The organism is Psychrobacter okhotskensis (assembly GCF_013248965.1).
Lineage (GTDB): Bacteria > Pseudomonadota > Gammaproteobacteria > Pseudomonadales > Moraxellaceae > Psychrobacter > Psychrobacter okhotskensis.
In genome coordinates, this window is the sequence record NZ_JABRVQ010000035.1 from 1 (window position 1) to 25,875 (window position 25,875).

The window sequence follows — 25,875 nt, forward strand, 5'->3', positions numbered from 1 at the left end:
GTTCATGGTTGCAATCTCACTTTGGTCGGTGGATAAAGACTTTGATGCTAGCGCATCTAGGTCTTTTTTTCACCTCATATTTGGTATTGCACTTCATGTGTTAATCTAAGAAACATAAAAAAGCGCCTAATTATGTATTAGGCGCTTTTTTTTATCTACGCTTTTATTAACTCGTAAAGCTTGGGAGCTGTATAAGTTATTTAGGGCTAGATGACCAGACTGGTGAGCGAATAGTGCCTTGTCCAGATTTACCAAATGACTCACCACCATTTAGAGACTTGATGGTCAAGATACCTTTGCCACCTTGAGTAGAAGCATAAACCACGCGTTTACCATTGGGTGAAAAGCTTGGCGCTTCATCGATACCTGTATTGCCCAAATTGGTGGTTACCGCGCCACTGCTATTCATAATAGCGGCTGAGCGACCACTTAAAAAGGCAATTTGTGAGCCATCACTACTAAACTGCGGGCTGGTGGCATAACCGCTACTGGATACTTTGGTTGTACGTCCCGAACCAAACTCGTAACGATAAATCTGTGGTTTATTAAATCCTGCTCGGTCGCTGACGAACACAAAAGATTTGCTATCTGGGGCGTAGCTTGGTTGCACTTCACTGCTTGGCCAATTGGTAATTCGTCTAGGTTTACCACCGCTGGCATTCATCTCGTAAATATCAGCGCTGCCTTCAAAGCTGCTTGAAAACAGTATTTTGCTACCATCAGGTGAAAACGAGGGACTTAAATTGCTACCTTTAAAAGGCGTTAATGCACTTGCTCCGCCGCCACTCACGTTTTGTACATAGATAACAGGATATGACTTATCACGCTGTACAGAGTAGGCGATACGGTTACCATCTGGTGACCACGATGGGGAGAATATCGAACCGGCAACCTCAGTAATGGTCTTGGCATTTTCGCCATCAGCATCCATCACTTTTAAGCGCGATACTTTTTCTTTACCAGTACCCACTTCTTCGATATAGGCAATACGCCCGGAGAAGTCACCCGGTATACCGGTAATCAGTTCATAAACTTTGTCAGCGATGACGTGACCGGCGTAGCGCAGGCTTTCTTTATTATTGTCCGCTGTTAAGGTTTGCTTGCCTTCAATCACTCGGCCAGATTTGACATCAACGACTTCATAATCGGTGACGATTTTACCACGGTTACTACGAGTATTGCCGACAACTAGGTAAGGAATACCCATGCTCTGCCAGACGGGTAGCGTGCCAGAAAGTTCACTACTACTGTGCGGCTGCTGCGGTAAATCTTTATTGGTCACCTTTAATTCTGTTTTACTCAAATCATTGAGAATAATCGGTGATAATACAGAATCGCCCGCAAATGGCACGAAAACCACTTGGTTTTGTTGGACTGGAATTTCGAAACTATCCTGTAGTACGACTATTTCTTTGGCAGACAAACTAGTAGAAGCAAGTAAACATGATGCGCTAATACACAGAGTTGTAAGCTTTTTTTTATAAATATACTTGTACAATTTATTCTCCTAAAATCAATAAAGAATCTTGATACTTTTAAAATTTAAGAAATGAGGTTTTTATATACTGAGTTTTATTTAGTTGTTCCAATATATTCTATGCTAAAAGTAGGGTATTTAGGATCGTCAGGACCAATGGGTAATTTCCTAGTAACCCTAGCTGCATCTTCTAGTGCTTTATTATATTTTGGGTTACTTCCTGATGCATTGTAACCAGTTATAATACCACTGCTATCAACAGTAATAGTCAGAGTTGCTAGGACAGTTTGCCCCTTAGCTCCTTCTGGTGATATAAGATTCTTTTTGATTAGTGCTTTTATCTCACTATCGCTAGCACCGCTAGAACGGGCAGGACTACCACCACTAGATTGACCAGACATACTTCCAGATATGGTCGACTCACCATCTTCTGATAAGCTAAAGTTTTTACTGGCACTGCCAGAGCTGCCAGTGTCAATCTTTAAATTTTTATCAGTCGCAGTCGGGCGTGGAATATGAGGCGGGTTATTTTGTTTATGACGGAAATCACCCAGCTGTTTTTGTTCTTCTATTAGCTGTTCTTTTTTGTTTTGCTCTACCTGACCATGCTCTTCTGTCACCGATTCATCTAGCTTGGCTGCCCATTCAGCCATATTACGCTCATATTCTTGATTTTGCTCAAGTATGCGTTGATGCTGCTCTTCACTCATGAGCATCGGACGACTGGCAGGATCATCGGAACGGGTAAAGACAGGTACGCGCTGAGAGTTTGACTGACTGGTGCTATCGCTAAAACTTTCTGATGATGGGGTGTTTGATGCACTGTTTGCACTGCTGTCAGCTTGCATAGCACTGGCCGCCGCTGCACGGTTGGCAAGGATTTGCCCTTGCATCTCAGCCAATTGCTCAGGGGATACCATGACCGTCTCAATGCTTTCCACAGTGTCGGTTTTTGTATGTTGATAAGTATAAATAAGTATGCCAATCACCAGACCATGTGCAAGCAAGCTGAGCAGCGTAGGCAGTGTCAGCCCATTGCCTTCAGGTTGGGTCGGCACATAAACAGCAGGCGCATTATTCATGGCAGTGATACTCATGGACAGGGTATTGAAAGACAAGGTTCATCAGATTATTCACTTATTATAACAAACGATACTAACAATAGAATTGATTACAATGAAGGTGTGGGTAAGGGGGCGCCCGTTAATAATCCCACCTTTTGGATACCTGCTTGTTGCAAGCTTGCCATCAAAGTCATAATGGCACCATATTGATTGTTTTGGTCGGCGTTGATCATCACTTGTAAAGGCTGCGCACCTGCATTGCTGCTCTGCGATTGCAGATTAGACAAGGTATTAATCAGCTCGGGCTCACTAATTGGCAAATCAACATTGTTTTCATAACTGATAAAAATCTCGCCACTGTCAGTTAAAGAGACAATCACGGGTAGTTGACTTTGACTCAAGGTATTGGTTTGCTCTTTTGGCAACTCGACATCGACGCCGGTGATCAACATTGGCGCTGTCACCATAAATATCACCAGTAGCACCAGCATGACGTCGATATAAGGAACGACATTCATCTCCGCATTCAGCGCTTTTTTCTCACGGCGATAAGGGTTTGGTTTCATAGCCCTGTCACCTGACCAGCATTGCTGTTAAGGGCAGTGTCTCTGTCTATCACGCTTTGAGCACTGGTCTCACGCTGGAGCATCCCTGTCATCTCATCGCAGAATAACGCGCGTGAATCGTACAAGCGGCTCGATTTGGCCGTAAAGTGGTTGTACGCGAGCACAGCAGGAATCGCTGCAAATAAACCCATCGCCGTGGCAATGAGTGCTTCCGCGATGCCTGGCGCAACAGAAGCGAGAGTCGCCTGTTCCGTTTGAGAGAGTCCCAAAAAGGCATTCATAATACCCCATACTGTGCCAAACAAACCGACATAAGGTGCGACTGAGCCGATACTGGCTAGGGTCGTGAGCCCAGATTCTAATAACTGCTGCTGACGTCCTAAGCCGACCCGAAGTTTACGCTCAACCCCATCGATAATGTCGTCTTTTGGCTGGCGTTTTTTGTGCATTCTTAAATATTCAGAAAAGCCGACATAAAATATCTGCTCAAGTCCTTGGCGCTCAGGCGAGCCTTGCACACCTTGGTACAACTTTGCCAAATCTTCACCCGACCAAAACCACGTTTCAAACTGTTGATCAAAGTTCCTAGCCGTACCGAGCCGTGCACTCATACGAAAAATAATCACCCAACTGAGCAAAGACGCTAATAATAACAGCGCCATCACAATCTGTACCAATAGACTGGCTTGGGTAATAAGGTCAATAATATTTAATGATTCAGGCATGTAATGGACTCACGGGTAATTAACAATAACTGGCATAAGCGTCACACGCAGACCAGATAAGACCTCTGACAACTCAAGATGTAGGACAGCAAAGTATCGTTCGTTGCATTCTGTACACTTATATCAACCGACTAGTGTACTGCTAAATGAAGAAAAGGTCATTTTTTTAAAAGCTTAAAGCGAAAAAAAATGCGTTTTATTGATAGAGTTATGATTTTTATCGATATAAGGTAGGTTTGCAGGCTAGATTATTCTATAACACGACTATTATCCAATAATAGAATGACAGTACAGTCTTATTTTCGTTTTAAACGCGTAAGGCACGGGTAATGATTGAATTTGTAGCTCAATTTCTCTAAAATATTGCTCTTTGTTACCGCTGCCTTTTGATTATGACGTCGCAACTTGCTTGCTGACGTCATCTTTATTTTAGGCGCCACTAAATTTGTTCTTTCACTAGCAAGCTGGGCGCGACACTTATGAATGCAATTGAACGCTATTTTGGGATCAACGGTGAAAACACCACGGTCAAAACGGAAATCCTAGCCGGTATTACGACCTTTTTGACGATGGCTTACATCATCTTTGTAAACCCCAATGTATTAGCAGAAGCGGGTATGGACAAAGGAGCGGTGTTCGTTGCTACTTGTTTGGCAGCGGCAATAGGCTGCTTTATCATGGGTATTTATGCCAGACTGCCGGTGGCATTGGCGCCAGGTATGGGCTTAAATGCCTTTTTTACCTACGGTGTGGTGCTGGGCATGGGCTATGCGTGGCAGACCGCATTAGGAGCAGTATTCTTATCAGGGTGTTTGTTTATCCTTTTGAGCTTATTTAAGATACGCGAATGGATTATTAATGCCATCCCTACCAGTCTGAAGCAAGGTATCGTTGCCGGTATCGGTGCATTTTTGGCGTTTATTGCTCTGCAAAGCTCCGGCATCATCGTTGGACGTGATGCGACGTTAGTGATGCTTGGGGACATGACTTCATTTCCACCCATGATGGCGGCCTTAGGCTTTTTCATCATTATTGGTCTGGTCTATAAAAAAGTCCCAGGCGCGGTTACCATTGGTATATTGTTCATCACTTTGGTTAGTTTGGTGACGGGACATACGCAATTCACTGGTATCATGTCGGCACCGCCACCCATTGCCCCAACGTTCCTACAGCTTGATATCGCGGGCGCGTTTGATATTGGTATGATCAGCGTTATTTTTGCTTTCTTATTCGTTGATTTGTTTGATACAGCGGGCAGCTTGGTTGGTATTGCTAATAAAGCAGGGCTTATCGATAAAGACGGCAACATCCCTAATATGGACAAAGCCTTATTGGCTGATTCAACCGCTACGGTTGCTGGTGCCATGCTAGGTACTTCTTCAACGACCAGTTATATTGAAAGTGCGTCAGGAGTTGCTTCAGGTGGTCGTACGGGTCTGATGGCAGTGACTGTCGGTGTGCTGTTTTTGCTCAGTATTTTCTTTGCACCATTAGCCGGTATGATTCCTGCTTATGCCACGGCAGGGGCGATATTCTATGTGTCGGTATTGATGTTGTTCACGCTAAAAGACATCAATTGGGAAGACTTGACCGAAGCCGCACCAGTCGCAGTTGTATTGCTATTAACGCCGCTGACATATTCTATCGCTGATGGTATCGCGCTTGGTTTTATTACCTTTACCGCGGTGAAGTTGATGACGGGTAAATTCTCTGAAATTACAATTCCTGTCTGGGTTTTGACAGCGATTCTTTTGGCAAAGTTAGTATTGTTATAAATGTCTGATGGTATGACATTGCCAATAATAGGGTTATTGGTTTTTTAACCTTATTAGTATTTTGAATTTTAACCCTCTTTATCAGTGAGTAATAAGGAGGGTTTTTTTACGTTTGAAAGAAAGTCATTGGTCATAATTAGCGGAAAGTATTCGACTCAAAAAACAATTAATAACCAATAGTAAACAAAAAATTATAACTAAAGCGTCATTACCAATAAATTATAGATAACTAATTGTTTTTAAAAGATATAATTATTGACTTAAATCCTAAATATCGTTAGTTCGAAATTTTTTTTCATGATACCATAGCTAGGTTAAGCGCATCACCTCAATCAACGCCGTAGAGGTTTTTCTTACAGTGAATTAGCGCCGTATAAGATGACGGATCTGGGCTCATTAGCGTGATAACTTATGGTTATTATTTTAATAAGGTTCGACCTTGAGCTATCAATCGCACTCCTTTCACTACTGACAAGAAGAAGGCACTAATGCCGCTTAGCTGTTCGTTGTTGCCTTTATATTGTTAACGTAGCCCGTTTAACACTCGAACGACCTACTTAAACGTTTCCAGCTTATGCTGGATTTGCTCGTTTTGCGATGGCGCCGTTTGGTCTTTTGATTATTGTTATGAGCCGCAGTCAATAGTTCCTATTGAATATCGTAGGATTATAGGCAGTAAGCTTGCGCAATCAGTTTTCCTCATTGACCATTTATCATGGTTTTTAGACGATAGTTATGGAGTTGGTATGAACCCAGTAGAGCAGTTTACCCCGAGAGAGCCGATTTTATTTAACCCGGTCGATATGCTATCGCCAGCCTATATTGATCAGTCCGCAGATGAGTTGTATGCGCGCATCTCACCTTTGTATAGTGTCGATGAGCAGCGTTGGTTGTCTGACTTATTACCACTTGCTAAACCCAGTGATGAAGAGCGTGAGGCGGCTAGTAATCAGACGCGCCAGCTGGTTGAATATGTGCGCAATGATGGCAAAGCAATCAAAATGGTTGATTCGTTATTGCTTGAATACAGCCTTGATACGCAAGAAGGTATTTTGCTGATGAGCTTGGCCGAAGCCTTGATTCGCGTGCCAGACAATTATACCGCTGATGCGTTGATTCGTGACAAGATGAGTGTGGCGGACTGGAAAAAGCATTTAAAAGATGACAATGGTTTTATGGTCAATGCCTCGACGTGGGGCATGATGATGACGGGCCGTGTCGTCAGTATCGACAATAGCACGACTGCTTCAGGATTTTTGGATCGAATGACCAAAAGAATGGGTGAGCCAATGATTCGGGCGGCGATGCAAAAAGCCATGCGTATTATGGGGCATCAGTTTGTCCTTGGTGAGACGATTGAAGACGCCAACAAAAACAGTCAGCCGTATCGTAATAAAGGCTATACCTATTCGTTCGATATGTTGGGTGAAGCGGCGATTACCCATAGAGACGCCGAAAAATACTTTAACGACTATTTGCATGCGATTAAAGCAACTGCCAATGTCAAAGTTCAAGAGGGCATGCCAAAGCCGTCAGTTTCTATCAAGCTGTCTGCACTGCATCCACGTTATGAGGCCACGCAAGAAGCTCAGGTGTTGGGATTATTGCGTCAGCGTTGCTTATTGCTGATCGAAGCGGCACGCGAAGTGGATGTGGATTTGAGCATCGATGCCGAAGAAGCCGATCGCCTAGAGATATCTCTAAAGCTGTTTGAGTCGCTCTATCGTGATTCGCTAACTGCTGGTTGGGATGGACTGGGTCTAGTGGTGCAAGGCTACTCTAAGCGCGCCATTGCTATTTTTGCTTGGCTTGCACGCTTGGCAAAAGAAGTTGGCGATCGTATCCCGTTACGCTTGGTTAAGGGTGCTTATTGGGATACTGAGATTAAACTTGCCCAACAGAAAGGCTTGTCAGGATATCCCGTTTGGACGCGTAAAGAAGGCACAGACACCGCTTATCTGGCCTGTGCTCGCTTCTTGTTGTCTGAGCATCTGCGCGGACTTATTTGGCCACAATTTGCGACCCATAATGCTCATACTTTGGCATCAGTGATGACCATGAGTGCGCATAGAGATTTTGAATTTCAGCGTTTGCATGGCATGGGTGATGCGCTTTATGACCATATCTTACAAACATACAAGATCCCTGTTCGTATTTATGCCCCAGTTGGTGCGCACAAAGACTTACTGCCATATCTAGTACGCCGTTTACTCGAAAATGGTGCGAATAGCTCATTTGTGCATCAGTTGTTAGATAAGTCTTATCCGATTGATAAGCTGACGGTACATCCGTATGACAAGCTAGTAGCGAATGATACATTAAACAATCCAGAGATTCCGTTGCCTTTAGAGATTTATGGCGATCGCCGTGCTAGCTTTGGTCCCAATATATTTGTAGAGTCGCAGTGGCTATTATTCAAAGCCGCGATTGACAGTCATTTAACAAAGACATGGTCAGCGTCGCCTATTATCAATGGGCAAGCAATTCATGACTCTTCAGTGGATGGTAAAGCTCAAAAGCTTGATAGTCATACAGTGCGTGCGCCGTGGAATCATGAAGTTATCGCAGGCGACGTACAATACGCCAATGCAGACTTGGCGCGTCAAGCCATTGATGCCGCAGTAGCCGGACAAAGCGCGTGGCAGACAGTGCCAGCGGCGAAACGTGCGGAAATATTGCGCAAAATCGCTGACCTCTACGAAGAAAACTATGCTGAACTGATGGCGTTGTGCCAAGTTGAAGCTGGCAAGACCATGCAAGACAGTATTGATGAGATCAAAGAAGCCGTTGATTTCTGCCGTTTTTATGCGGATGAAGCGGAACGCTTAGACGCAAAAGCGCATGAGTTTACCGACCTATCTGGCAAGCAGTCGCGCCAAGTGTATAAAGCGCGCGGCACCTTTGTTTGTATTAGCCCTTGGAACTTTCCATTGGCTATTTATACTGGTCAGATTATGGCAGCACTCGCCGCGGGTAATACCGTTGTCGCGAAACCTGCTGAGCAAACCAGTTTGATCGCGCATTTCGGTGCGCAGCTGATGTATCAAGCTGGCGTGCCAGTCGAAGCGCTACAGTTTGTCACTGGCGCAGGTGAAGTGGGTGGGGCATTAACCGCCGCTGACAATTTATCTGGTGTCATCTTTACCGGTTCGACCCAAACCGCGCAACGTATCAATCAAAGCCTCAATGATCATGCGCAAGCCAGCGGGGAGTTGCCCGTATTTATCGCTGAGACGGGTGGTCAGAACGCCATGATTGTCGATTCGACAGCACTACCTGAACAAGTAGTCAGAGATGCGGTGTTGTCTGCCTTTGGCTCAGCAGGTCAGCGTTGTTCAGCTTGTCGCATATTATGTGTACAAGAAGAAGTCGCTGATGAGTTGATTGAGCTACTGCAAGGCAATATGGCTGAACTGGTTGTAGGCAATCCGCTGTATGCAGCTACCGATGTCGGCCCAGTCATTGATAATGATGCCAAGCAAGGTCTTGAGGCGCATATCGAACGTATGGTCGCTGAGCCAACGGCCAATATCTTGGCGCAGACACCTATGAGTGCCAGCTCGGTTGTCAGTCAAGAGCAATCTACCTTTGTGTTACCAACCGCGATTGAAGTCAAAAGTATCGACGTGATTGGTGGTGAGCACTTTGGCCCGATATTACATGTGCTGCGTTATCAAGCCCGTGATTTAAATAAGCTTATCGATGCCATCAATGCTACTGGCTTTGGCTTAACGTTAGGTATTCACAGCCGTATTGAAAATATTGTTGAGCATATTGAACGCCGTGCCTTTGTCGGTAATACCTATGTCAACCGTAACCAAATCGGTGCGGTCGTAAACGTCCAACCGTTCGGTGGCTGTGGTCTATCGGGCACGGGTCCAAAAGCGGGTGGTCCACATTACGTCGCCCGTCTCATGCAGCTAAGCTCTGAGTCAGTCGCTACTGAGCAAACAAGTGCTACTAAGCAAAACACTGCTACCAATACTAAAACAGAATCACTTACTCAACCAGAAATCGCATAAGGAGCAGCAACATGGCGACTGAATTTAAAAAAAATCATGCCCAGGTTTGTGAAGCTTGGCGATTACTTAGCGCAGTCAATCGCGCCACTTATCTTGAGGCTGCGATACCTAAGCTGGCTTTGCTGACTGGTGATGCCAACAAGGCAAAGCGTCTATTCCATCATTTATTGAACGCCGCGCCCAGTCTGGATAAAGTACAGCGTATGACGGGTGCAACAGGTGAGTCCAACGACTTATATGTCACTGGTCGTGGTAAAACGATGGTCATCGGCGGTGAGTCTGCGCGGGCGATGGCAGTACTTGGACAGCTAATCGCTGCATTATTGACGGGCAATGAAGTGATATTGCATTGTCCTAGTCAGGCTGAGATGTGTGATGAAGCAGCAAAAATACTTTATGACACTGGCATTAGCGATGATGTATTGAGTGTGGCTAATGATTCGCAAACGATTACGCTGTTATATATTGACCGTCTCGCGCAAGTTGCTGTTGCAGGTAATAACAGTGAAATACAGACAATCAGTCAAGAGCTTGCCAATACGGATGGTATTTTGACGCAAGTGATTGCCGTGACCGATATGGAAGGCATGTCAGAGATGCTAACGCCTGATTACCTCTATCGCTTTGTTACTGAGCGGGTAAGAACGATTAATACCACCGCTATTGGTGGTAATGCGAGCTTGCTTGAGCTTGGTACTTAGCCAAGGATTTAAGTAATGTCTAATGTCACAATAAAGACTCTAACTTAAAAAGTAATATGCATTAAAAAACCGATATCTGAATCAATCAGGTATCGGTTTTCTTATGGTTGGATAAGCCAAATTTAATAAAATCGCATTAAAAGCTATTCAGCCGCGTCGATCCATACCCAGCCGTTCTCTAGCCATTCGCTCAAGTCATCTGCATCAATATCCGTCACATCTTGGCTATTTAGGTGTTCGCCATTTGCCAAACGCACCAATACAGCGCCTGTTGCCTCGTCAAGCCCATCGATACGCTGACCATTGGCATACAGCGTGATGCCATCATTAGTCAAGCTATAGAGCAAGCGATTGCTATAGTCGGCTTGCAGCGTGGCACCTTCTGCTAGAGCTTGTATCAGCTCATCGGTATCTAACGTCTCTTCTGGCATCAGTGCATCATACTGGCGCTTGCTCACGACTTCAGACACTGCTTGACGAATGATATCGTCGCCGTGCTCAGACTGTAGCATTTGTAATAGCTGATCTTTGACGGCACTAATGCTGCTCGCTTGCAATTCACCTGATGCTTGCAGCGCTTGTGGCAACAGCATTGGGACGAATAAGTCGCTATCGTTGGTGGCGATATCAGCTAAGCTGTCGATGATTTGCATCAAGTTTGGACGACGACAGCCAAAAGAGAATGTCAAGCAATCATCTTGAGCAACCCCAAAATGCGACAGCTTCGGCGGCACATAGAGTACATCACCGGCCTCCAATTTCTCATCAAAAATAATCTCGCCCATATCATCAAACAATCGAATCGGCTCATCGGCGACGAACTCAGTATTTTTATCACAGAATTTGCCAAGCTGCCAACGTCTAGACCCAAATCCTTGCGCTAAAAATACATCATAATCGTCATAATGCTTACCAACTGAGCCACCTTTGGGCGCGTATGAAACCATAATATCATCACGTTGCCACTGCGGAATAAAGTCAAAGGCTTGCCACAATTGCCCAAGCTCAGGTGACCACTGTTCCATATTCTGAACCAGCACAGTCCATTGTTCTGGCAAGTTATCAAAATCAGTTTCAGCCAATGGGCTTTTCTTAAGCTTCCATTGTGGCTGGCCTTTTTGCTTAGTTGCAGCTTGGATAAGCAGGCGCGCCGAAGCGTCTTCTTCAAGTGCTAGGCCAAGCATGTCTTCTGGCTCAAACATTCCAATCAATTGCGGTAAACCTTGCTTGATAAGTAATGGTTTTTTTTGCCAATAGTCATTTAAGAATTGCTCAGGCGTAATAGAGTCGGGTAAACAAAGGGAAGTTGAGGTCATTAATACATCCAGATTCAAAGAGAGTTATAAGATTAATCGTGAGGAGTGCTTTATAGGAAGGTTTTAATAGTTTATGATTATCGCCTATCTGATTGCCAGTCTTATTAACGTTAATGGCTACTGTCAGAGCATTCCATCAATCGTAGGAAATTTATGAAAAAATTACATTTTATTGTCATCATCGCTAGCGTGTTTTTACTACAAGCCTGTGTACACAAGATAGTGACCGTACCTGCCAAAGTTGCTTATAAAACCACCAAGGGCGTGGTAAAAGGTACCGTCGCTGTGGGCAAAGCTATCATACCGGGCGACAGTGATGACGACAAAAAGGACGATTAACTTATTCTTTAGCAATCGTTTTGTGTCTGTTTTAAAAGGCTGTTATTTAACGGTTATTGTTAAAGCTACGAGTTTGAATAGAAGCCTTAAATAAAAGAATGCCTGCCGCAATCAGCCCACCGAGGAGCGCTAATGCCATGTCTTTGTGGGCATCCCAAATATCGCCTTGCTGACCATTGTAAGCCTCTGCCGCTTCTGGTGATAAAGTCGCTGCAATTCCCCATTCAAGTAGCTCGTACAGCAGACTCGATGACATATTAATCATGAGGGCGATAGCGACTAAAAGCTTGATGGATGATATCTTAAAGATAGATTTTGAGCTTTCAACCATCGCATTGAACAGCAATAGCCCGTAGCTAAAATGTACGAGCCTGTCATACATATTGCGCTGCCAACCAAACAACTCGTTTAGGCTTATACCAAATAGCCGCTCTGTCCAGTTATCATAAGGCACATACGAATATAGATAGCGTGCGCCTATGATATGAATGAGGAGGAATATTGAGGCAAGGGCATAGGAGCGTGAGCTAATATGCCAGTAGCGATACGCAAACAGCATTAATGCCAAAAACAACAGCGTGCCTAATTGATGGAGTAGGTAGCTTGACCACTCTAGAGGCTCAATGCTTGCCAGTACCATGACGATAAATACCGCTACAGTACTGACAATGACAGAGTTAAAGTTTCGATGCATTTGCACGCTTCTTTAATTATTAGCAATTATTCATAGCTAATGATTAAAGCTTAGCAATCCACTCTTTAATCGTACGTGCTTGCTCAGCTGCATTACCGATATAGGTCGCTGGAGTTAGTTCACGTAGACGTGTTTTATCCGCATCGCTAACGGCTGCTAACTCGTCACTTTCAACGAATGTCAGCATCGCTTCGCGAGTCATGGCATTACCACGAGTTAAGGCTTTAAGTTTCTCATAAGGGTTCTCAACGCGGTAGCGGCGCATCACTGTCTGAATCGGCTCAGCCAATACTTCTTGTGCTTGATTAAGGTCGTCATTTAAGCGCTGTGCATTTAACTCAAGTTTGCTCACACCTTTTAAGCAAGCGTCAAACGCAATCATGCTCTGTGCCAGACCAACACCGATATTACGGAGTACGGTTGAGTCTGATAAATCGCGCTGCATACGTGAAATAGGTAGCTTCTCACCTAAGTGTGCGAGCATGGCATTAGCAACGCCTAAATTACCTTCAGAATTTTCAAAGTCAATTGGATTGACTTTATGCGGCATCGTCGATGAGCCCACTTCGCCGTCTTTTAGGCGCTGCTTGAAATAGCCTAAGCTAATATATTGCCAAATATCACGGTTAAAATCGATCAAGATGGTATTGAAGCGTCTTACTACATCAAACAACTCAGCGATGTAATCATGTGGCTCGATTTGCGTGGTGTAAGGATTAAAGGTCAGCTCTAAACGCTCATTAATGAATTGCTCAGCATGCGTTTGCCAATCAACATCAGGGTAAGCTGAGAAGTGCGCGTTATAGTTACCGACTGCACCATTGATTTTGCCCAACAGTTCAATGTCACCAATTTGTTTGATTTGACGGGCTAAGCGATAAGCGACGTTTGCCATCTCTTTACCGAGCGTCGTTGGGCTAGCCGTTTGACCATGTGTGCGTGACAACATGGGTTGATCAGCATGGGTAATCGCCAAATCAACGATGCTATCTGTGACTTGCTGCATTTTAGCAACGACGATTTCGCGGCTGTCTTTTAGCATTAATGCATATGATAGATTGTTGATATCTTCACTGGTACAAGCAAAATGAATAAACTCCAGGCTATCTTCTAACTGCTGATTCCCGCGAAACTTATCTTTAATAAAGTATTCGACCGCTTTCACATCATGATTGGTCGTCGCTTCGATGTCTTTAATCGCTTGCGCATCCGCTTCGCTAAAATCGTCAACGATGCTATTTAAAAACGCATTGGTATCGGTATCAAACGCTGCTAATTCACCGATTGCGCTATTATCCGCCAACGACTGTAACCAACGAATCTCAACCGTCACGCGCGCTTTGATTAGACCGAATTCAGACAAGTAGGGGCGCAAGCTGTCGGCTTTGGACGCGTAACGACCATCGATTGGAGAGAGGGCGGTAAGGGGAGTCATAGTGATGCCTTAAAATTGAAATAAGTGAATCAATGCATAACCTAGCATGGATATTTTAGTCGCACAATTATACCCTGATTGGAGGTGAAATTTGGATAAAAATGAGGCGTGTTATCAATACTACAGAAAAATTTTTGTTCGAAGAGACTTTAGAGGATAAAAAGAGCTACATCTACTATGGTTTGTAATGACAATAAGATGCCATAACGATAGGTGTTAGGAAGTTTATTCTACAAAAGGATCGCTCAAAGAAAGAAATTACGTAGAAGGCGCGATGACAACGAAGTTGATCCAATTGAATTGAGATAAAGCTATCCTAGCTTGGATTGATCGGCAGTCGATTCAAATACGAAAAATAGAGTTTAGGAGGATCCAAACTCTATATATACGGAGCCCATCCCAGATTCTGTGTAACTGCCATTTAGATTAAATGCTTGCTGATACGATCATCAAACATAATCATAAAGCGATTCAAAGCAGACGTCCAGTTACGAATGGGCATAGACCACTTTTTAGACGCCTGCTGGGTGGCTAAGTACACCACTTTGAATGCTGCCTGATCAGATGGGAACACCTTACGCTTATTCACCGCCGTCCGAATCACACTGTTTAGCGACTCTATCGCATTGGTGGTATAAACCGCTTTTCTGATGTCTTTAGGATACTCAAAGAACACCGTTAAGCCCTCCCAGTTATTGCGCCAAGACTTAACCACATGCGGGTACTCTGTGCCCCAAGTCTCATCAAAGTGTTCAAGGTTAGCCTCTGCTATCTCAAGCGTATCAGCACCGTAGATAGCCTTTAAATCAGCCGCTACGGCCTTTTTATCCGTCCATGGTACAAACTTCATGGAGTAACGCACCATATGCACGATACACAGCTGAACCTGAGCGTTGGGATAAACCGTATTGATGGCATCAGGGAAGCCCTTTAAGCCGTCGACACAGGCAATGAGGATATCTTGTACCCCGCGGTTTTGTAGTTCAGTGAGAACGCCTAGCCAGAACTTAGCGCCTTCATTCTCTGATAACCACATACCAAGCAGCTCTTTTTTACCGTTAAGAGCAACACCTAGCGCCAGATAGATAGCCTTGTTGATGATCTGCTTGTCTTGACGTATCTTCACGACGATGCAGTCCAAATAGACGATAGGATAAACACTATTCAATGGCCTGTTCTGCCAAGCGGTGATGTCCTCTAATATGTTATCGGTGACTCTTGAGACAAGAGAGCTTGAGATGTCGACATCGTAGAGCTCTTTAATGCTCTCTACGATCTCAGTGGTGGTTTGACCCTTGGCGTATGAGCGAGGATCAGCAAGTGTCTGGGAGACACTTGCCCGAAGCGCAAGACGTAAGGCTATGCCTGTAGTGAAATATGATCTTGTCATCGAGACCTGAGATACGGGTTTGATGCTTACTAACGAGTACAGGCTCAAAGCTGCCACCGCGGTCTCTTGGGGTAGAGATTTCAAGATCGCCTGTATCACTGCGGACGGTCTTTTTAGTGTGTCCGTTGCGCTTGTTTGGTTTATCTGCTTTCTCATGCTTGGGGTAGCCGAGATGGTCTTCCATCTCAGCCTCTAAGGCAGTGTCAATAAAGGATTGCATGAGCTGCTTTTGGAAGTCTTTGATGTTATCAAAGCTTTTCATGCTACCAGCCATTTGCTCGGCCAGTTTTTTAATGTCAGATTGAGTAGTCACTGCTTATTCTCCGGTTAGTGGATTATAAGCAGTTACACAGTTTTTAGGAAAGGCTCGACGGGTATAGTGAACCGATATACGCCAGCGTCAGCTGTTGTTAATGTTTGGGTGGCATAAGTCGTCGTAGGGTTATCACAATCATTTACTAGCCGAACTCTACTAGCGACGCTCCCTGTTTTAACTAAAACACCTGCTTCATTGCTATCGAATGTACCATTAAAATAATTACTATTACTGCTATAAGGAGCGCCTACCTTGTCTGGGTCAGCAGCGCTATCGCTGATACCACCGTTATCATTAAATACCGTACCAGAAAATATATAATTTAAGGGCTCGCTCTCTACTCCAAAGCTGATCCATTCGTTATACGTCTCACCAACCGTCTCTCCTGTCAAGCCGTTACTACCATTCATGATACCTTCATAAGTTAAGGTAACAGTGCTCGCATTTCTTACCGCCACTACGTAGTTACTGGCACTGTTTTCAATACCATAGCTGATATATTTACCACCATCGGCAATATTTGATGTTAAAGGAGGGTAGGTAGTCTGATTATTAGGGCTGGTTGAAGTCGACTTTATAATGTTTGAAAAGGTTGGCGTCGGCGGTAAAAAGCCAGTGGCACCGCTTCGAACACTGACCTCTCCACCCGTAGTGCTAGGTCTATATACATTACCGCCCTGATTGGTACCGTTAAGAAAGTCAAAACGATAAAAATATAGCTTATTGCCACTATTTTCGCGTAATTGAAATGAGGTTGTGGGTCGTTATAAATAAAGTTATTAGTGTTAGCTGGATCTCTTTTACCCATAAAATAATCCCCCATGGCTTCATAGTAATAGGGAACACTTGGGTTTGTTCTAACACTTGCTTGAACCGCTCGACTGTTTAAAGTGCTTTTAGTAAAATTTAAAGTATGTTGCGCAACCTCTGAGTTACCGCTGGTCGTGTAGCTGGCTTGACCAATCTTAATAGTATGGATAGCCGTGTTGTCATTAGGAGTAATGGTAAAGGTATAAGTAAATTTATCATTGCTGACATTAGTATCTGCAAGGTTGCTAATCTCTATACCATTGGTCCCTGTAGCTGGAAGACCTGTAGGCTTTATCTCAACATTACTTAGATAACCGCGAGTATTATTGTTAATACGTGTGAGCGTAAAACTACCAGTTGCACCTGAGCCAGCAGCTATATAAGTGCCAGAAGCTGTACCGTTTGATAGACTACGGCTGTTTACAGTAATAGTGCCCATATCTTGCGGTGCTGCGTATGCTTGACAAGAACCTATCACAATAATAAAGGCGATAGGATACTTCATAGGCATATTCAAAGTCTTTGCAGAATCAAAGATTGAGGAAAAACGATAGCTCATGAAATATCCTGAAGTAAATTAGACGCACTATTGTAAATACGACAGATGAGAGTATATGCCGCCATGTCTATTTATAGCACAATTTCATAGAGTTACCGCACAAAAAGTGATTAAAGGGTAGTATTACTTAGATTAGCGGTAAGTGTGTTTATGTAAGATTTGTTATATAAATGTTTTTAGAGCGTGTTCTCATTTTAAAAATGGTCATAAAAATGAGATAAATTGCAGTCAAACGGGGAGAGTAGCGCAAATGATATCGAGATATTAATCAGCTACTTAACGATGTTTGGCAAAAATTTAGCCATTTTCAGCCCATTTAGATACAATCGCTTGGATTGAGGACACGGCCTAGTATTAATTAAGGATAGAAAGTGGCGCATCGATAGACTCAATCACGCCGCCGCCTAGACAAACCTCATCAATATAGAATACTGCTGATTGACCCGGGGTTACCGCCCGTTGTGGCTCGTCAAATACAGCTCTCACCTCCAAACCTTTATTATCAATAGCAAACACATGACAGGCTTGATCTGGCTGACGATAGCGCGACTTTGCCATACAATGTAAGCCTTCAGCGCTAAATATAGCTGCAGGAGGTAGACCATCGACCCAGTCAAGCTTATAAGCTTGTAGTTCATTGCTAAGCATCATTGGGTGCTCATGACCTTGACCAACGATTAAGCGGTTTTTATCTAAGTCTTTTGCGAGTACAAACCATGGCTCTTCGGGACGGTCTTTGACCCCGCCAATACCGATGCCACCGCGCTGACCTAAGGTATAATACATAAGTCCATCATGGGAGCCGATAATGTGGCCATCGTCAGTGACGATATCGCCTTTTTGGGCGGGCAAGTACTGCTGTAAAAAGTCTTTAAAGCGGCGCTCACCAATAAAGCAAATGCCCGTTGAGTCTTTTTTATGAGCTGTAATTAAGTCGTGCTCTTCCGCGATTTGACGTACGACCGGTTTTTCAAGCTCACCGACTGGGAACAGGGTTTTGGCAATTTTGTCGCCGCCAACGGCATGTAAAAAGTAACTTTGGTCTTTATTGTTATCAAGACCACGTAATAGCTGCGCGACTTCCATACCATTGTCATTTTTGTAATTCACACTACGGCGCGTATAATGACCGGTAGCGATATAATCAGCACCTAGAGTGAGTGCGTAGTCTAAAAACGCCTTAAATTTAATCTCTTTATTGCATAAAATGTCAGGATTGGGTGTACGTCCTGCTTTGTATTCCGCTAAGAAGTGCTCAAATACCCGATCCCAATATTCCATGGCAAAATTGGCGGTGTGTAGTTTGATGCCTATCTTGTCACAAACGGCTTGCGCATCGGCTAAGTCATGCATCGCTGTGCAGTATTCGGTGCCGTCATCTTCTTCCCAGTTCTTCATGAATAGACCTTCCACCTTAAAGCCTGCTTGCTGTAGCAAAACGGCAGACACGGAAGAATCGACCCCGCCTGACATACCGACAATCACATGTTTGCTGCTAGGATTGTCGATATCGGCAAGCGTCAAAGGGCGCTGGGCGCTGAAAGAATCAGAAACGGATATGCTTGAAGTATTTGGCATGACTGACATAGAACGGCTCAACTTTTTATACCTTGTCCAAATTTGAAATAAAGTTTGAAATACCACTGACCTCACTATAACGCCTCTAATAGGCTTAGTAAGTTGACAGGGTTATCTCATCGTTTAGACTTATCTCTTGGACTGGGTATTATGATAAAATAAGCGTCACATTATACCAGTTAATTTAAAACTGGTGGCGAGCTATACGGCCTGACTGCTAGAAAATAGCTTTGAAAATTTAGATAGTGATTGTCAATTATTTTAATCACGCTTAATTTGGAATAACAATGATAAAAATTGGTCAAGGTATCGACGTTCATGCTTTTCATAATAATGGTCAGCAGCAGCAATACGTCATCTTAGCGGGTGTGCTTATTGAGCATAGCCATAGTTTACTGGCGCATTCTGACGGCGATGTAGTACTGCACGCACTCGCGGATGCGCTGTTGGGTGCCTTGGCGCTTGGCGATATCGGTCAGCACTTTCCAGATACTGATGCGGCGCATGCGGGTCTGGACTCGCGAGTATTGCTACGTTATGTCTATAGCAAGGTACAAGCGGCAGGATATATGCTTGGCAATGCTGATATTACGGTGATGTGTGAGCGCCCAAAACTTGCCCCGCACAATCAGGCCATGCGTGAGAATATCGCCAGTGACTTGCAAACTGATATTGGACATGTCAGTGTCAAAGCCACAACGACTGAAAAACTAGGTTTTACCGGTCGGCAAGAGGGCATTATGGCCAATGCCGTGGTATTATTAGTCCCTAATGTCGTCGAAGCCAAATAACGATTGGCTGGACCAGTATATAGATTTTGCTTGTAATACCGTGTCAATCGCCCCATGTATCAACCATATCTTCATAGTACTATTTTGTCATATAAATAACCATTTCAATGAACCGCTTTATCAATAGGAGCTTTTATGAGTGAGCAAACCCCAAATACCGCTGCAAACGATGTTGAACAACTGATCCGTGATCAAATTAAAGACAATAAAGTCATTCTTTATATGAAAGGGACACCGCAGTTTCCACAGTGTGGTTTTTCTGCTAAATCGATTGAGGTACTTACCCAAATCGGTCGTCCATTTGCCTTTGTCAATATTTTAGAAAACCCAGAAATCCGTGCAACATTACCAAAAATTGCCAACTGGCCAACGTTTCCACAATTATGGATTGATGGCGAGTTGATGGGCGGTTCTGACATCATTTTACAAATGTATCAATCAGGTGAGCTTAAGCCGTTGGTTGAAGCAAACAGCCCTGCTGCTTAATATTTACTCGCATGATTAGACTAACTTAATGTCTAAACGCAAAGCGTGATATCAAAGCACAGTGAACCCGAATGACCTTTCTTAATAGATTGAAATGGTTATTCGGGTTTTTTATTGTCTGTGCAATTGATTGTTTTTATAGGTTTTAACCCCATATAGTTTTCAAGATAAATCCAGTTTATATAATAAGAGAGACTTATGAATAATCAATTAAATAATAATGAACTTACTGAACCACAAGTTGCTGATCAAGAAAATGATCAAAAAAATAACCAACAAGAAGTGATCAAGCAAGCGGCTATCGAGAAGCGCCGTGAACACCTAAAAAATGAATCTACGCGTATTATTGATATTGCGGGCAATGAGCCGAATTCAGCACTTAAATGTATCCATCAGCTCAGTGTGGCAGGCGGTGCAACTGAAGCGACTTATGTAGCCATTGAGCAGCGTGTCGTTGCGGATCAAGACACGGCTGGTGCTTATCACCTAGCATTAATGGCACAAAATACGCCAGATTTGCCGATTGATGCGCGTCAGCTAATTGAATTGGTTGTCAATAGGGGTGATAACGATCAGCGCTTGGCATTACTCAAAAACTTACCACTGCCACCCGTTGAACTGATTAAAGGTCAGATCTTAGCCAGTGATGACGGTGATGCGATTGGGCAGATGAATGCCTACTTGCAGATTAATCCAGAGGGTTATGGTAGTCAGCATATGCTAGGTAGTGGTCACGCAGATCGCATTGTACCGCTGAGTCCTGGTAACAATATGAATACCGACTAAAAATTGCTATAATTGGTGACTATTTTTCTCTATTTATATTGACGTTATCTGTCAAGCGAGGCATGCATGCAATATCCAAAACATTACGACGTGGTCGTCATCGGTGGCGGTCACGCCGGTACTGAAGCTGCTCTGGCGGCCGCACGTATGGGCGCGCAGACCTTGCTGTTGACGCATAATATTGAGACGCTGGGGCAGATGAGCTGTAATCCAGCGATTGGTGGTATCGGTAAATCACACTTGGTACGTGAGATTGATGCGTTGGGCGGTGCCATGGCATTGGCGACGGACAAAGCAGGTATTCAGTTTCGTGTATTGAACAGTCGTAAAGGCGCTGCCGTGCGCGCGACCCGTGCGCAAGCAGATCGCATTTTGTACAAAGCCGCCATTCGTGAAACGCTAGAAAATCAGCCCAATCTTGATTTATTCCAACAAGGTGCTGATGATATTTTGGTAGAAAATGGTCGCGCGACGGCGGTTGTCACCTCCACTGGCATTATCTTTAAGACCGAAACTGTAATTCTAACTTCAGGAACATTCTTGGGCGGTGTCATTCATATCGGTCTTGAGAACTCAAAAGGCGGACGCGCAGGGGATCAACCTTCTATTAAATTGGCAGACCGTTTGCGTGAGCTAAAGCTGCCAGTTGGACGTCTAAAGACCGGCACGCCCGCACGTATCGATGCGCGTAGCGTTGACTTTAGTGTGATGACGGTACAGCCCGGTGATACACCGTTGCCAGTGATGAGCTATATGGGTGATGTATCTATGCATCCTGAGCAGGTCAACTGCTATATTACACATACCAATGCGCGTACCCATGACATTATCCGTGAGAATCTAGATCGCTCACCGATGTTCTCTGGCAAAATCGAAGGCGTGGGTCCACGTTATTGCCCATCGATTGAAGATAAAATTCACCGCTTTGCTGATAAAGATAGTCATCAAATCTTTATTGAGCCAGAAGGTCTGACGACGCATGAGCTGTATCCAAACGGCATCTCGACCAGCTTACCATTTGATGTGCAACTAGACTTTATTCATAGTATGAAAGGTCTAGAGAATGCGCATATTACCCGTCCCGGTTATGCGATTGAATATGATTATTTTGATCCACAAAATCTAAAGCCAACGCTTGAGACCAAATCTATTGATCGCTTGTACTTCGCGGGTCAAATCAACGGTACGACAGGCTATGAAGAAGCGGGCGTGCAGGGTTTGCTAGCGGGAACAAATGCGGCGTTAGTGACCACTAATAATAGTGAGTTTGAAACTTGGACACCGCGCCGTGATGAAGCTTATCTTGGCGTGCTTGTCGACGATCTTATCACTCATGGCACAACTGAGCCGTATCGTATGTTTACTAGCCGTGCAGAATATCGCCTACTGCTACGTGAAGACAATGCTGATCAACGCTTGACTGAGACGGGCCGTAAGCTTGGCTTGGTTGATGATGAGCGCTGGCAGGCTTACGAGCAGAAAATGGAAGCCATTGCTACTGAGTCTGCTCGTCTAAAAGATATGTGGACAACCCCTGCGAATGCTCTAGGACAAAAAGTCACTGAGCAAACAGGCGAAGTACTTAGCAAAGAAGCGACTGCTTTTGATTTGCTCAAACGTCCGCAAATCCACTTTGCCGATATCGCTGCGATTACTGATTCGCAAGTCGATGCACAGGTAGGTGAGCAGATTGAAATTTCTGTCAAGTACGCCGGATACATAGATCGTCAGCAAGAAGATATTGATCAGATGAAGCGTTTAGAGAATACGGCGTTGCCAATGGATTTTGACTATAGTATCGTGTCAGGGCTATCAAATGAGATTGTGCAAAAGCTAACGCAAGTACGTCCTGCTACGCTTGCCCAAGCTGGGCGCGTGAGTGGTGTGACTCCTGCGGCTATTCAATTATTAGCCATGACAGTCAAAAAGCACAAAAAAGTCGCAACAGCTTTAAATTTGTCGTAAAACATCACTAAAAAAAGAACACTGAATAAAGAATCATAAAAAGAGCTCATAACGTTGTTTAGTTATGGGCTCTTTTTATGGTCAAGCGCCTAACAATGCTCTTAACAATTTAAAAACAGCATAATACTGCTCTATTCTGTTTTGTGAACAAATAATAGGTAGAATAGGATTGTTAAAGATAATGGCGTTAGTCGATTATAGACAAGGAGTGCTTTTATGCCTTATGATAAATTATCAGACTTACCGGATGCGGTAAAAGATAACTTACCCAAACACGCACAAGAAATCTTTCGTGCGGCGTTCAATAGTGCGAGTAAACAGTATGATGAGGAGTCACGTTGGTTTGCTACCGCATGGGCAGCCGTTGAGAATGTCTATGAAAAAAATTCTGACGGTAAATGGGTAAAAAAACCAGATCATAAATAGATATGCACTACACTGTAATGTCTCATTCTATAATGCAGCACTCTATAATATTTTAATCTTCCAATATTTAGGGCGTGTTGAACATTCACAAATACACCCTAATCCGACCTATAACAAGTATATGCTCATGGCTTTGAAAACATAGCTTTGAGCATATTGCTGATCCGAGCTTATCTATGATCGAAGCCATTGTTTTTGCGATTACTATTGTACTGCCCAACCTTGCTTTAATGGGATTGGGCTTTTTTATGCAAAGACGCGGCGAGGCGAGTCAAACCTTTATCGATCAATCCTCAAACTTCGTCTTTAATTACTGTTTGCCATGTTTGCTTTTCTTTAGTGTGGTCGATAGTGATGTTGATTATGGCAAACAAATCACGCTGATAGTTGCTGGTATTTTAGTGACCTTTATTTTATTTATCGGTGCAGAAGTTTATGCCAAGCGTTTTGTCAGTCGTCCAGCGGATCAAGGAGTATTCGTACAAGGTATATTTCGCAGCAACATGGCTATTATTGGACTGGCGACAGTTGCAAACGCCTACGGAGAGCGAGGCTTAAGTATCGGTGCTGTATATATGGGTGTGGTGACGATATTATTTAATATCTTAGCTGTTATTACCCTCAGTCGTGTGTCGAAGAGCGTCGATGATACGTGGGTTAGTCGTAGCACTATGATTATTAAAAAACTATTTACCAATCCACTCATAATCGCTTTACTAGCCGCCTTTGCTTATAAGGCTCTTATGTTGCCGCCACTCACAGGTGTCATTCATACGACTGGCGACTTACTAGCAGCTGTAGCATTGCCATTAGCACTGATTTGCGCTGGTGCCAGTATCAACTTAAAGTCGATGCTGCATCCTTCAGGCTTGTCTATGCAGGCCAGTATTGGACGTATCGTGGTTGCCCCCATGATAGCAATTGCCGTTGGTCTGGCGTTTGGTTTATCAGGCGTCCATATGGGGGTGTTGTTTTTAATGGCAGCATCACCGACCGCAGCTGCTAGCTATGTAATGGCAAAGGCCATGGGTGGCAATGACGTGCTAGCCGCCAATATTTTAGCGTTTACCACGGTAGTAGGAATGTTTGGGATGGCGATTGGCGCGGCGATGTTACGTGCTTTAGGGTGGATGTAGTAACCATATATAATGGCAATCTAGAGAAGCTACCTTAAATCGCATTTTTTAATTTACCTAAAAAAACTGACAGGATTTTTATTTTGAAGTTTTTTAAAAATATAGTATTTACTGGGTAATTTTTTAACTTAGCATTAAAGTGTTATCGTTGTGGCTATTGCCTTGCCTGATAGATAAAGGCATGATGAGACGTATATAAGTATTGAATAGATGGAAGTAACAATAACTCCATAATAAATACGATTGTAAATTCACAAATTTAACAAGCAAGGAGCGCTCACAGTGCAGTTATTAAACAAAGCGGTAGTGACCGAACATCTTAATATGCAAGCAGCTATTGATGCTATTGAAGAATTATTACATCAGCAAGCGGCGAATCCTAATTGGATTAAAGCGCCTGAACGTCTAGTCATTGAAACCTTTAGTGAAGATAAGAAGCATAGCTCAGGCTCACACTTATCAATGCCAGCGACTATTTATGATGGTGAAAAAGAATACACCGCCGTAAAGCTCGTCACTATTTGCCCTGATAATCCTAGTCGTGATATGCCAACGACCACTGCTATTATTACGGTATCAAACAACGATACCGGTGAGATATTAGCGATTATGGATGGTATTTATATTACGCAGGTGCGTACGGCAGCTTTATCAGGTATCGCAACCAAATACATGGCAAAGTCTGATTGCCAAAGTGTCGCTGTTATCGGTTGTGGTGGTATGGCTTATGAGCAGTTAAACGCTGTATTAACGGTACGCCCTGAAATTAAAATAGTGTATTTGTGGAACAGAAATCATGAAGGCGCGGAGCAATTTAAAACGAGTTTTGCCCATGATTATCCTCAATGGGACGTTGAAATCAAGGTTTGTGAAGAGTTAAGTGATGCGGTTCGTGATGCAGATATTATTAACGTAGCAACCCGTGCGACCGAAGGTTTATTTAGCATCGATCAAATTAAATCTGATGCACATATTAATGCGGTAGGCGCCTATCAAGCAACTATGAAAGAGATCGGTAACGACGTCGTTGCAAGCAGTAGCATGGTCGTCGTTGATGACTTGGCTGGTAGCCGACACGAAGCAGGCGATTTAATCCAAGCGCATGATAACTCTGATTGCACATGGACTTGGGATGATCTCAGCGGTGATTTGCAAGCGTTAGCAACGGGTGCGTTAAAAGAAGAGGCCACTAAGTCTGATGGAGTCACTTTGTTTAAGTCTGTAGGTGCGGCAAGTTTTGATGCGGCAGTTGCTTTATATGTTGCAAAACAAGCTGAACAAAAAAATCTAGGGTCGTCAGTTGATTGGTAATGCTGTTTAAAAACACTTTGTATTCTACTACTTAAGATAGTTATTTAAACCGTAAAAAAGCCACCTTCTCGAATAAGAGAAGGTGGCTTTTTTAACACTTAGATTAACACATGAAGTGCAATACCAAATATGAGGTGAAAAAAAGACCTAGATGCGCTAGCATCAAAGTCTTTATCCACCGACCAAAGTGAGATTGCAACCATGAAC

At 43.7% G+C, this 25,875-nt stretch carries 21 protein-coding genes and 1 pseudogene; 11 read left to right on the top strand and 11 right to left on the bottom strand.

Features of this window, described 5'->3' with window-relative positions:
* Positions 1–196: 196 nt before the first annotated feature.
* From HQR03_RS13130 to tolQ, 4 genes are all read right to left on the bottom strand, one after another.
* Positions 197–1,423: a translocation protein TolB gene (locus HQR03_RS13130; protein ID WP_244952041.1), complete on the bottom strand. Its 1,227-nt coding sequence runs from the start codon at positions 1,421–1,423 to the stop codon at positions 197–199.
* A 149-nt stretch (positions 1,424–1,572) separates the two neighbouring features.
* On the bottom strand, positions 1,573–2,574 hold the full coding sequence (locus HQR03_RS13135) for a cell envelope integrity TolA family protein (RefSeq protein WP_244952042.1): 1,002 nt from the start codon (positions 2,572–2,574) through the stop codon (positions 1,573–1,575).
* Positions 2,575–2,648: 74 nt separating this feature from the next.
* Positions 2,649–3,107 (bottom strand): protein TolR, encoded by a 459-nt coding sequence (tolR, locus tag HQR03_RS13140; RefSeq protein ID WP_025653296.1) that lies wholly within the window; start codon positions 3,105–3,107, stop codon positions 2,649–2,651.
* On the bottom strand, positions 3,104–3,832 hold the full coding sequence (tolQ, locus tag HQR03_RS13145; RefSeq protein ID WP_173240442.1) for a protein TolQ: 729 nt from the start codon (positions 3,830–3,832) through the stop codon (positions 3,104–3,106). The genes tolR and tolQ overlap by 4 nt, the downstream gene beginning before the upstream one ends.
* A gap of 479 nt (positions 3,833–4,311) precedes the next feature.
* Here tolQ and HQR03_RS13150 point away from each other — a divergent pair, with 479 nt between their 5' ends.
* The 3 genes from HQR03_RS13150 to HQR03_RS13160 all read left to right on the top strand — a co-directional run bounded on the left by HQR03_RS13150 (position 4,312) and on the right by HQR03_RS13160 (position 10,330).
* A complete protein-coding gene (locus HQR03_RS13150; RefSeq protein ID WP_025653299.1) occupies positions 4,312–5,607 on the top strand; it encodes an NCS2 family permease in 1,296 nt (431 codons plus the stop codon).
* A 746-nt stretch (positions 5,608–6,353) separates the two neighbouring features.
* Positions 6,354–9,629 (top strand): bifunctional proline dehydrogenase/L-glutamate gamma-semialdehyde dehydrogenase PutA, encoded by a 3,276-nt coding sequence (putA, locus tag HQR03_RS13155; protein ID WP_173240443.1) that lies wholly within the window; start codon positions 6,354–6,356, stop codon positions 9,627–9,629.
* Positions 9,630–9,640: 11 nt separating this feature from the next.
* Positions 9,641–10,330, top strand: coding sequence for a 1-pyrroline-5-carboxylate dehydrogenase (locus HQR03_RS13160; RefSeq protein ID WP_173240444.1), 690 nt, complete (start codon positions 9,641–9,643; stop codon positions 10,328–10,330).
* A gap of 143 nt (positions 10,331–10,473) precedes the next feature.
* Here the strand turns inward: HQR03_RS13160 and HQR03_RS13165 are convergent, their stop codons facing one another.
* Positions 10,474–11,646, bottom strand: a complete 1,173-nt coding sequence (locus HQR03_RS13165; RefSeq protein ID WP_173240445.1) for a cupin domain-containing protein — start codon at positions 11,644–11,646, stop codon at positions 10,474–10,476.
* A gap of 153 nt (positions 11,647–11,799) precedes the next feature.
* On the opposite strand from HQR03_RS13165, the gene HQR03_RS13170 reads away from it, so the two are divergent.
* Positions 11,800–11,985 (top strand): NF038104 family lipoprotein, encoded by a 186-nt coding sequence (locus tag HQR03_RS13170; RefSeq protein WP_025653303.1) that lies wholly within the window; start codon positions 11,800–11,802, stop codon positions 11,983–11,985.
* A 46-nt stretch (positions 11,986–12,031) separates the two neighbouring features.
* Here the strand turns inward: HQR03_RS13170 and HQR03_RS13175 are convergent, their stop codons facing one another.
* The 6 genes and pseudogenes from HQR03_RS13175 to mnmA form a co-directional block, all read right to left on the bottom strand.
* Entirely contained in the window at positions 12,032–12,679 is a 648-nt protein-coding gene (locus HQR03_RS13175) for a DUF2238 domain-containing protein (protein ID WP_173240446.1), read from the bottom strand.
* 43 nt (positions 12,680–12,722) lie between these two features.
* Positions 12,723–14,114 carry an adenylosuccinate lyase gene (gene purB / locus HQR03_RS13180; protein ID WP_173240447.1) on the bottom strand — a complete coding sequence of 464 codons (1,392 nt, stop codon included), beginning with the start codon at positions 14,112–14,114 and terminating at the stop codon, positions 12,723–12,725.
* A gap of 421 nt (positions 14,115–14,535) precedes the next feature.
* Positions 14,536–15,778 (bottom strand): annotated as a pseudogene (locus HQR03_RS13185) (IS256 family transposase).
* A gap of 71 nt (positions 15,779–15,849) precedes the next feature.
* A complete protein-coding gene (locus HQR03_RS13190; RefSeq protein ID WP_173240448.1) occupies positions 15,850–16,230 on the bottom strand; it encodes a hypothetical protein in 381 nt (126 codons plus the stop codon).
* 164 nt (positions 16,231–16,394) lie between these two features.
* Entirely contained in the window at positions 16,395–17,189 is a 795-nt protein-coding gene (locus tag HQR03_RS13195) for a hypothetical protein (protein ID WP_173240449.1), read from the bottom strand.
* A gap of 354 nt (positions 17,190–17,543) precedes the next feature.
* Positions 17,544–18,767, bottom strand: a complete 1,224-nt coding sequence (gene mnmA / locus HQR03_RS13200) for a tRNA 2-thiouridine(34) synthase MnmA (RefSeq protein ID WP_418889575.1) — start codon at positions 18,765–18,767, stop codon at positions 17,544–17,546.
* A 287-nt stretch (positions 18,768–19,054) separates the two neighbouring features.
* On the opposite strand from mnmA, the gene ispF reads away from it, so the two are divergent.
* From ispF to HQR03_RS13235, 7 genes are all read left to right on the top strand, one after another.
* Positions 19,055–19,558 (top strand): 2-C-methyl-D-erythritol 2,4-cyclodiphosphate synthase, encoded by a 504-nt coding sequence (ispF, locus tag HQR03_RS13205; RefSeq protein WP_037025748.1) that lies wholly within the window; start codon positions 19,055–19,057, stop codon positions 19,556–19,558.
* 135 nt (positions 19,559–19,693) lie between these two features.
* Positions 19,694–20,044: a Grx4 family monothiol glutaredoxin gene (gene grxD, locus HQR03_RS13210; protein ID WP_025653310.1), complete on the top strand. Its 351-nt coding sequence runs from the start codon at positions 19,694–19,696 to the stop codon at positions 20,042–20,044.
* Between the two features lie 198 nt (positions 20,045–20,242).
* On the top strand, positions 20,243–20,830 hold the full coding sequence (locus tag HQR03_RS13215) for a hypothetical protein (protein WP_217271605.1): 588 nt from the start codon (positions 20,243–20,245) through the stop codon (positions 20,828–20,830).
* A gap of 66 nt (positions 20,831–20,896) precedes the next feature.
* Positions 20,897–22,795, top strand: coding sequence for a tRNA uridine-5-carboxymethylaminomethyl(34) synthesis enzyme MnmG (mnmG, locus tag HQR03_RS13220; protein ID WP_173240450.1), 1,899 nt, complete (start codon positions 20,897–20,899; stop codon positions 22,793–22,795).
* A 216-nt stretch (positions 22,796–23,011) separates the two neighbouring features.
* Positions 23,012–23,221 carry a ChaB family protein gene (locus tag HQR03_RS13225; protein ID WP_068035549.1) on the top strand — a complete coding sequence of 70 codons (210 nt, stop codon included), beginning with the start codon at positions 23,012–23,014 and terminating at the stop codon, positions 23,219–23,221.
* A gap of 176 nt (positions 23,222–23,397) precedes the next feature.
* On the top strand, positions 23,398–24,357 hold the full coding sequence (locus HQR03_RS13230) for an AEC family transporter (protein ID WP_173240451.1): 960 nt from the start codon (positions 23,398–23,400) through the stop codon (positions 24,355–24,357).
* Positions 24,358–24,639: 282 nt separating this feature from the next.
* The gene (locus HQR03_RS13235) at positions 24,640–25,668 is read left to right on the top strand and encodes a Gfo/Idh/MocA family oxidoreductase (RefSeq protein ID WP_173240452.1); all 1,029 of its coding nucleotides are present in this window, start codon (positions 24,640–24,642) and stop codon (positions 25,666–25,668) included.
* The last annotated feature ends 207 nt before the right edge of the window (positions 25,669–25,875 follow it).

Bases quoted from the DNA above. Each gene is read 5' to 3' on its own strand.
- HQR03_RS13195 (WP_173240449.1), bottom strand. From the start codon at position 17,189: ATGAGCTATCGTTTTTCCTCAATCTTTGATTCTGCAAAGACTTTGAAT.
- ispF (WP_037025748.1), top strand. From the start codon at position 19,055: ATGATAAAAATTGGTCAAGGTATCGACGTTCATGCTTTTCATAATAAT.
- tolR (WP_025653296.1), bottom strand. From the start codon at position 3,107: ATGAAACCAAACCCTTATCGCCGTGAGAAAAAAGCGCTGAATGCGGAG.
- mnmG (WP_173240450.1), top strand. From the start codon at position 20,897: ATGCAATATCCAAAACATTACGACGTGGTCGTCATCGGTGGCGGTCAC.
- HQR03_RS13230 (WP_173240451.1), top strand. From the start codon at position 23,398: ATGATCGAAGCCATTGTTTTTGCGATTACTATTGTACTGCCCAACCTT.
- HQR03_RS13215 (WP_217271605.1), top strand. From the start codon at position 20,243: ATGAATAATCAATTAAATAATAATGAACTTACTGAACCACAAGTTGCT.
- purB (WP_173240447.1), bottom strand. From the start codon at position 14,114: ATGACTCCCCTTACCGCCCTCTCTCCAATCGATGGTCGTTACGCGTCC.
- HQR03_RS13160 (WP_173240444.1), top strand. From the start codon at position 9,641: ATGGCGACTGAATTTAAAAAAAATCATGCCCAGGTTTGTGAAGCTTGG.
- HQR03_RS13170 (WP_025653303.1), top strand. From the start codon at position 11,800: ATGAAAAAATTACATTTTATTGTCATCATCGCTAGCGTGTTTTTACTA.
- HQR03_RS13165 (WP_173240445.1), bottom strand. From the start codon at position 11,646: ATGACCTCAACTTCCCTTTGTTTACCCGACTCTATTACGCCTGAGCAA.
- HQR03_RS13190 (WP_173240448.1), bottom strand. From the start codon at position 16,230: ATGAATGGTAGTAACGGCTTGACAGGAGAGACGGTTGGTGAGACGTAT.
- HQR03_RS13225 (WP_068035549.1), top strand. From the start codon at position 23,012: ATGCCTTATGATAAATTATCAGACTTACCGGATGCGGTAAAAGATAAC.
- mnmA (WP_418889575.1), bottom strand. From the start codon at position 18,767: ATGCCAAATACTTCAAGCATATCCGTTTCTGATTCTTTCAGCGCCCAG.
- tolQ (WP_173240442.1), bottom strand. From the start codon at position 3,832: ATGCCTGAATCATTAAATATTATTGACCTTATTACCCAAGCCAGTCTA.
- grxD (WP_025653310.1), top strand. From the start codon at position 19,694: ATGAGTGAGCAAACCCCAAATACCGCTGCAAACGATGTTGAACAACTG.
- putA (WP_173240443.1), top strand. From the start codon at position 6,354: ATGAACCCAGTAGAGCAGTTTACCCCGAGAGAGCCGATTTTATTTAAC.
- HQR03_RS13150 (WP_025653299.1), top strand. From the start codon at position 4,312: ATGAATGCAATTGAACGCTATTTTGGGATCAACGGTGAAAACACCACG.
- HQR03_RS13175 (WP_173240446.1), bottom strand. From the start codon at position 12,679: ATGCATCGAAACTTTAACTCTGTCATTGTCAGTACTGTAGCGGTATTT.
- HQR03_RS13135 (WP_244952042.1), bottom strand. From the start codon at position 2,574: ATGAGTATCACTGCCATGAATAATGCGCCTGCTGTTTATGTGCCGACC.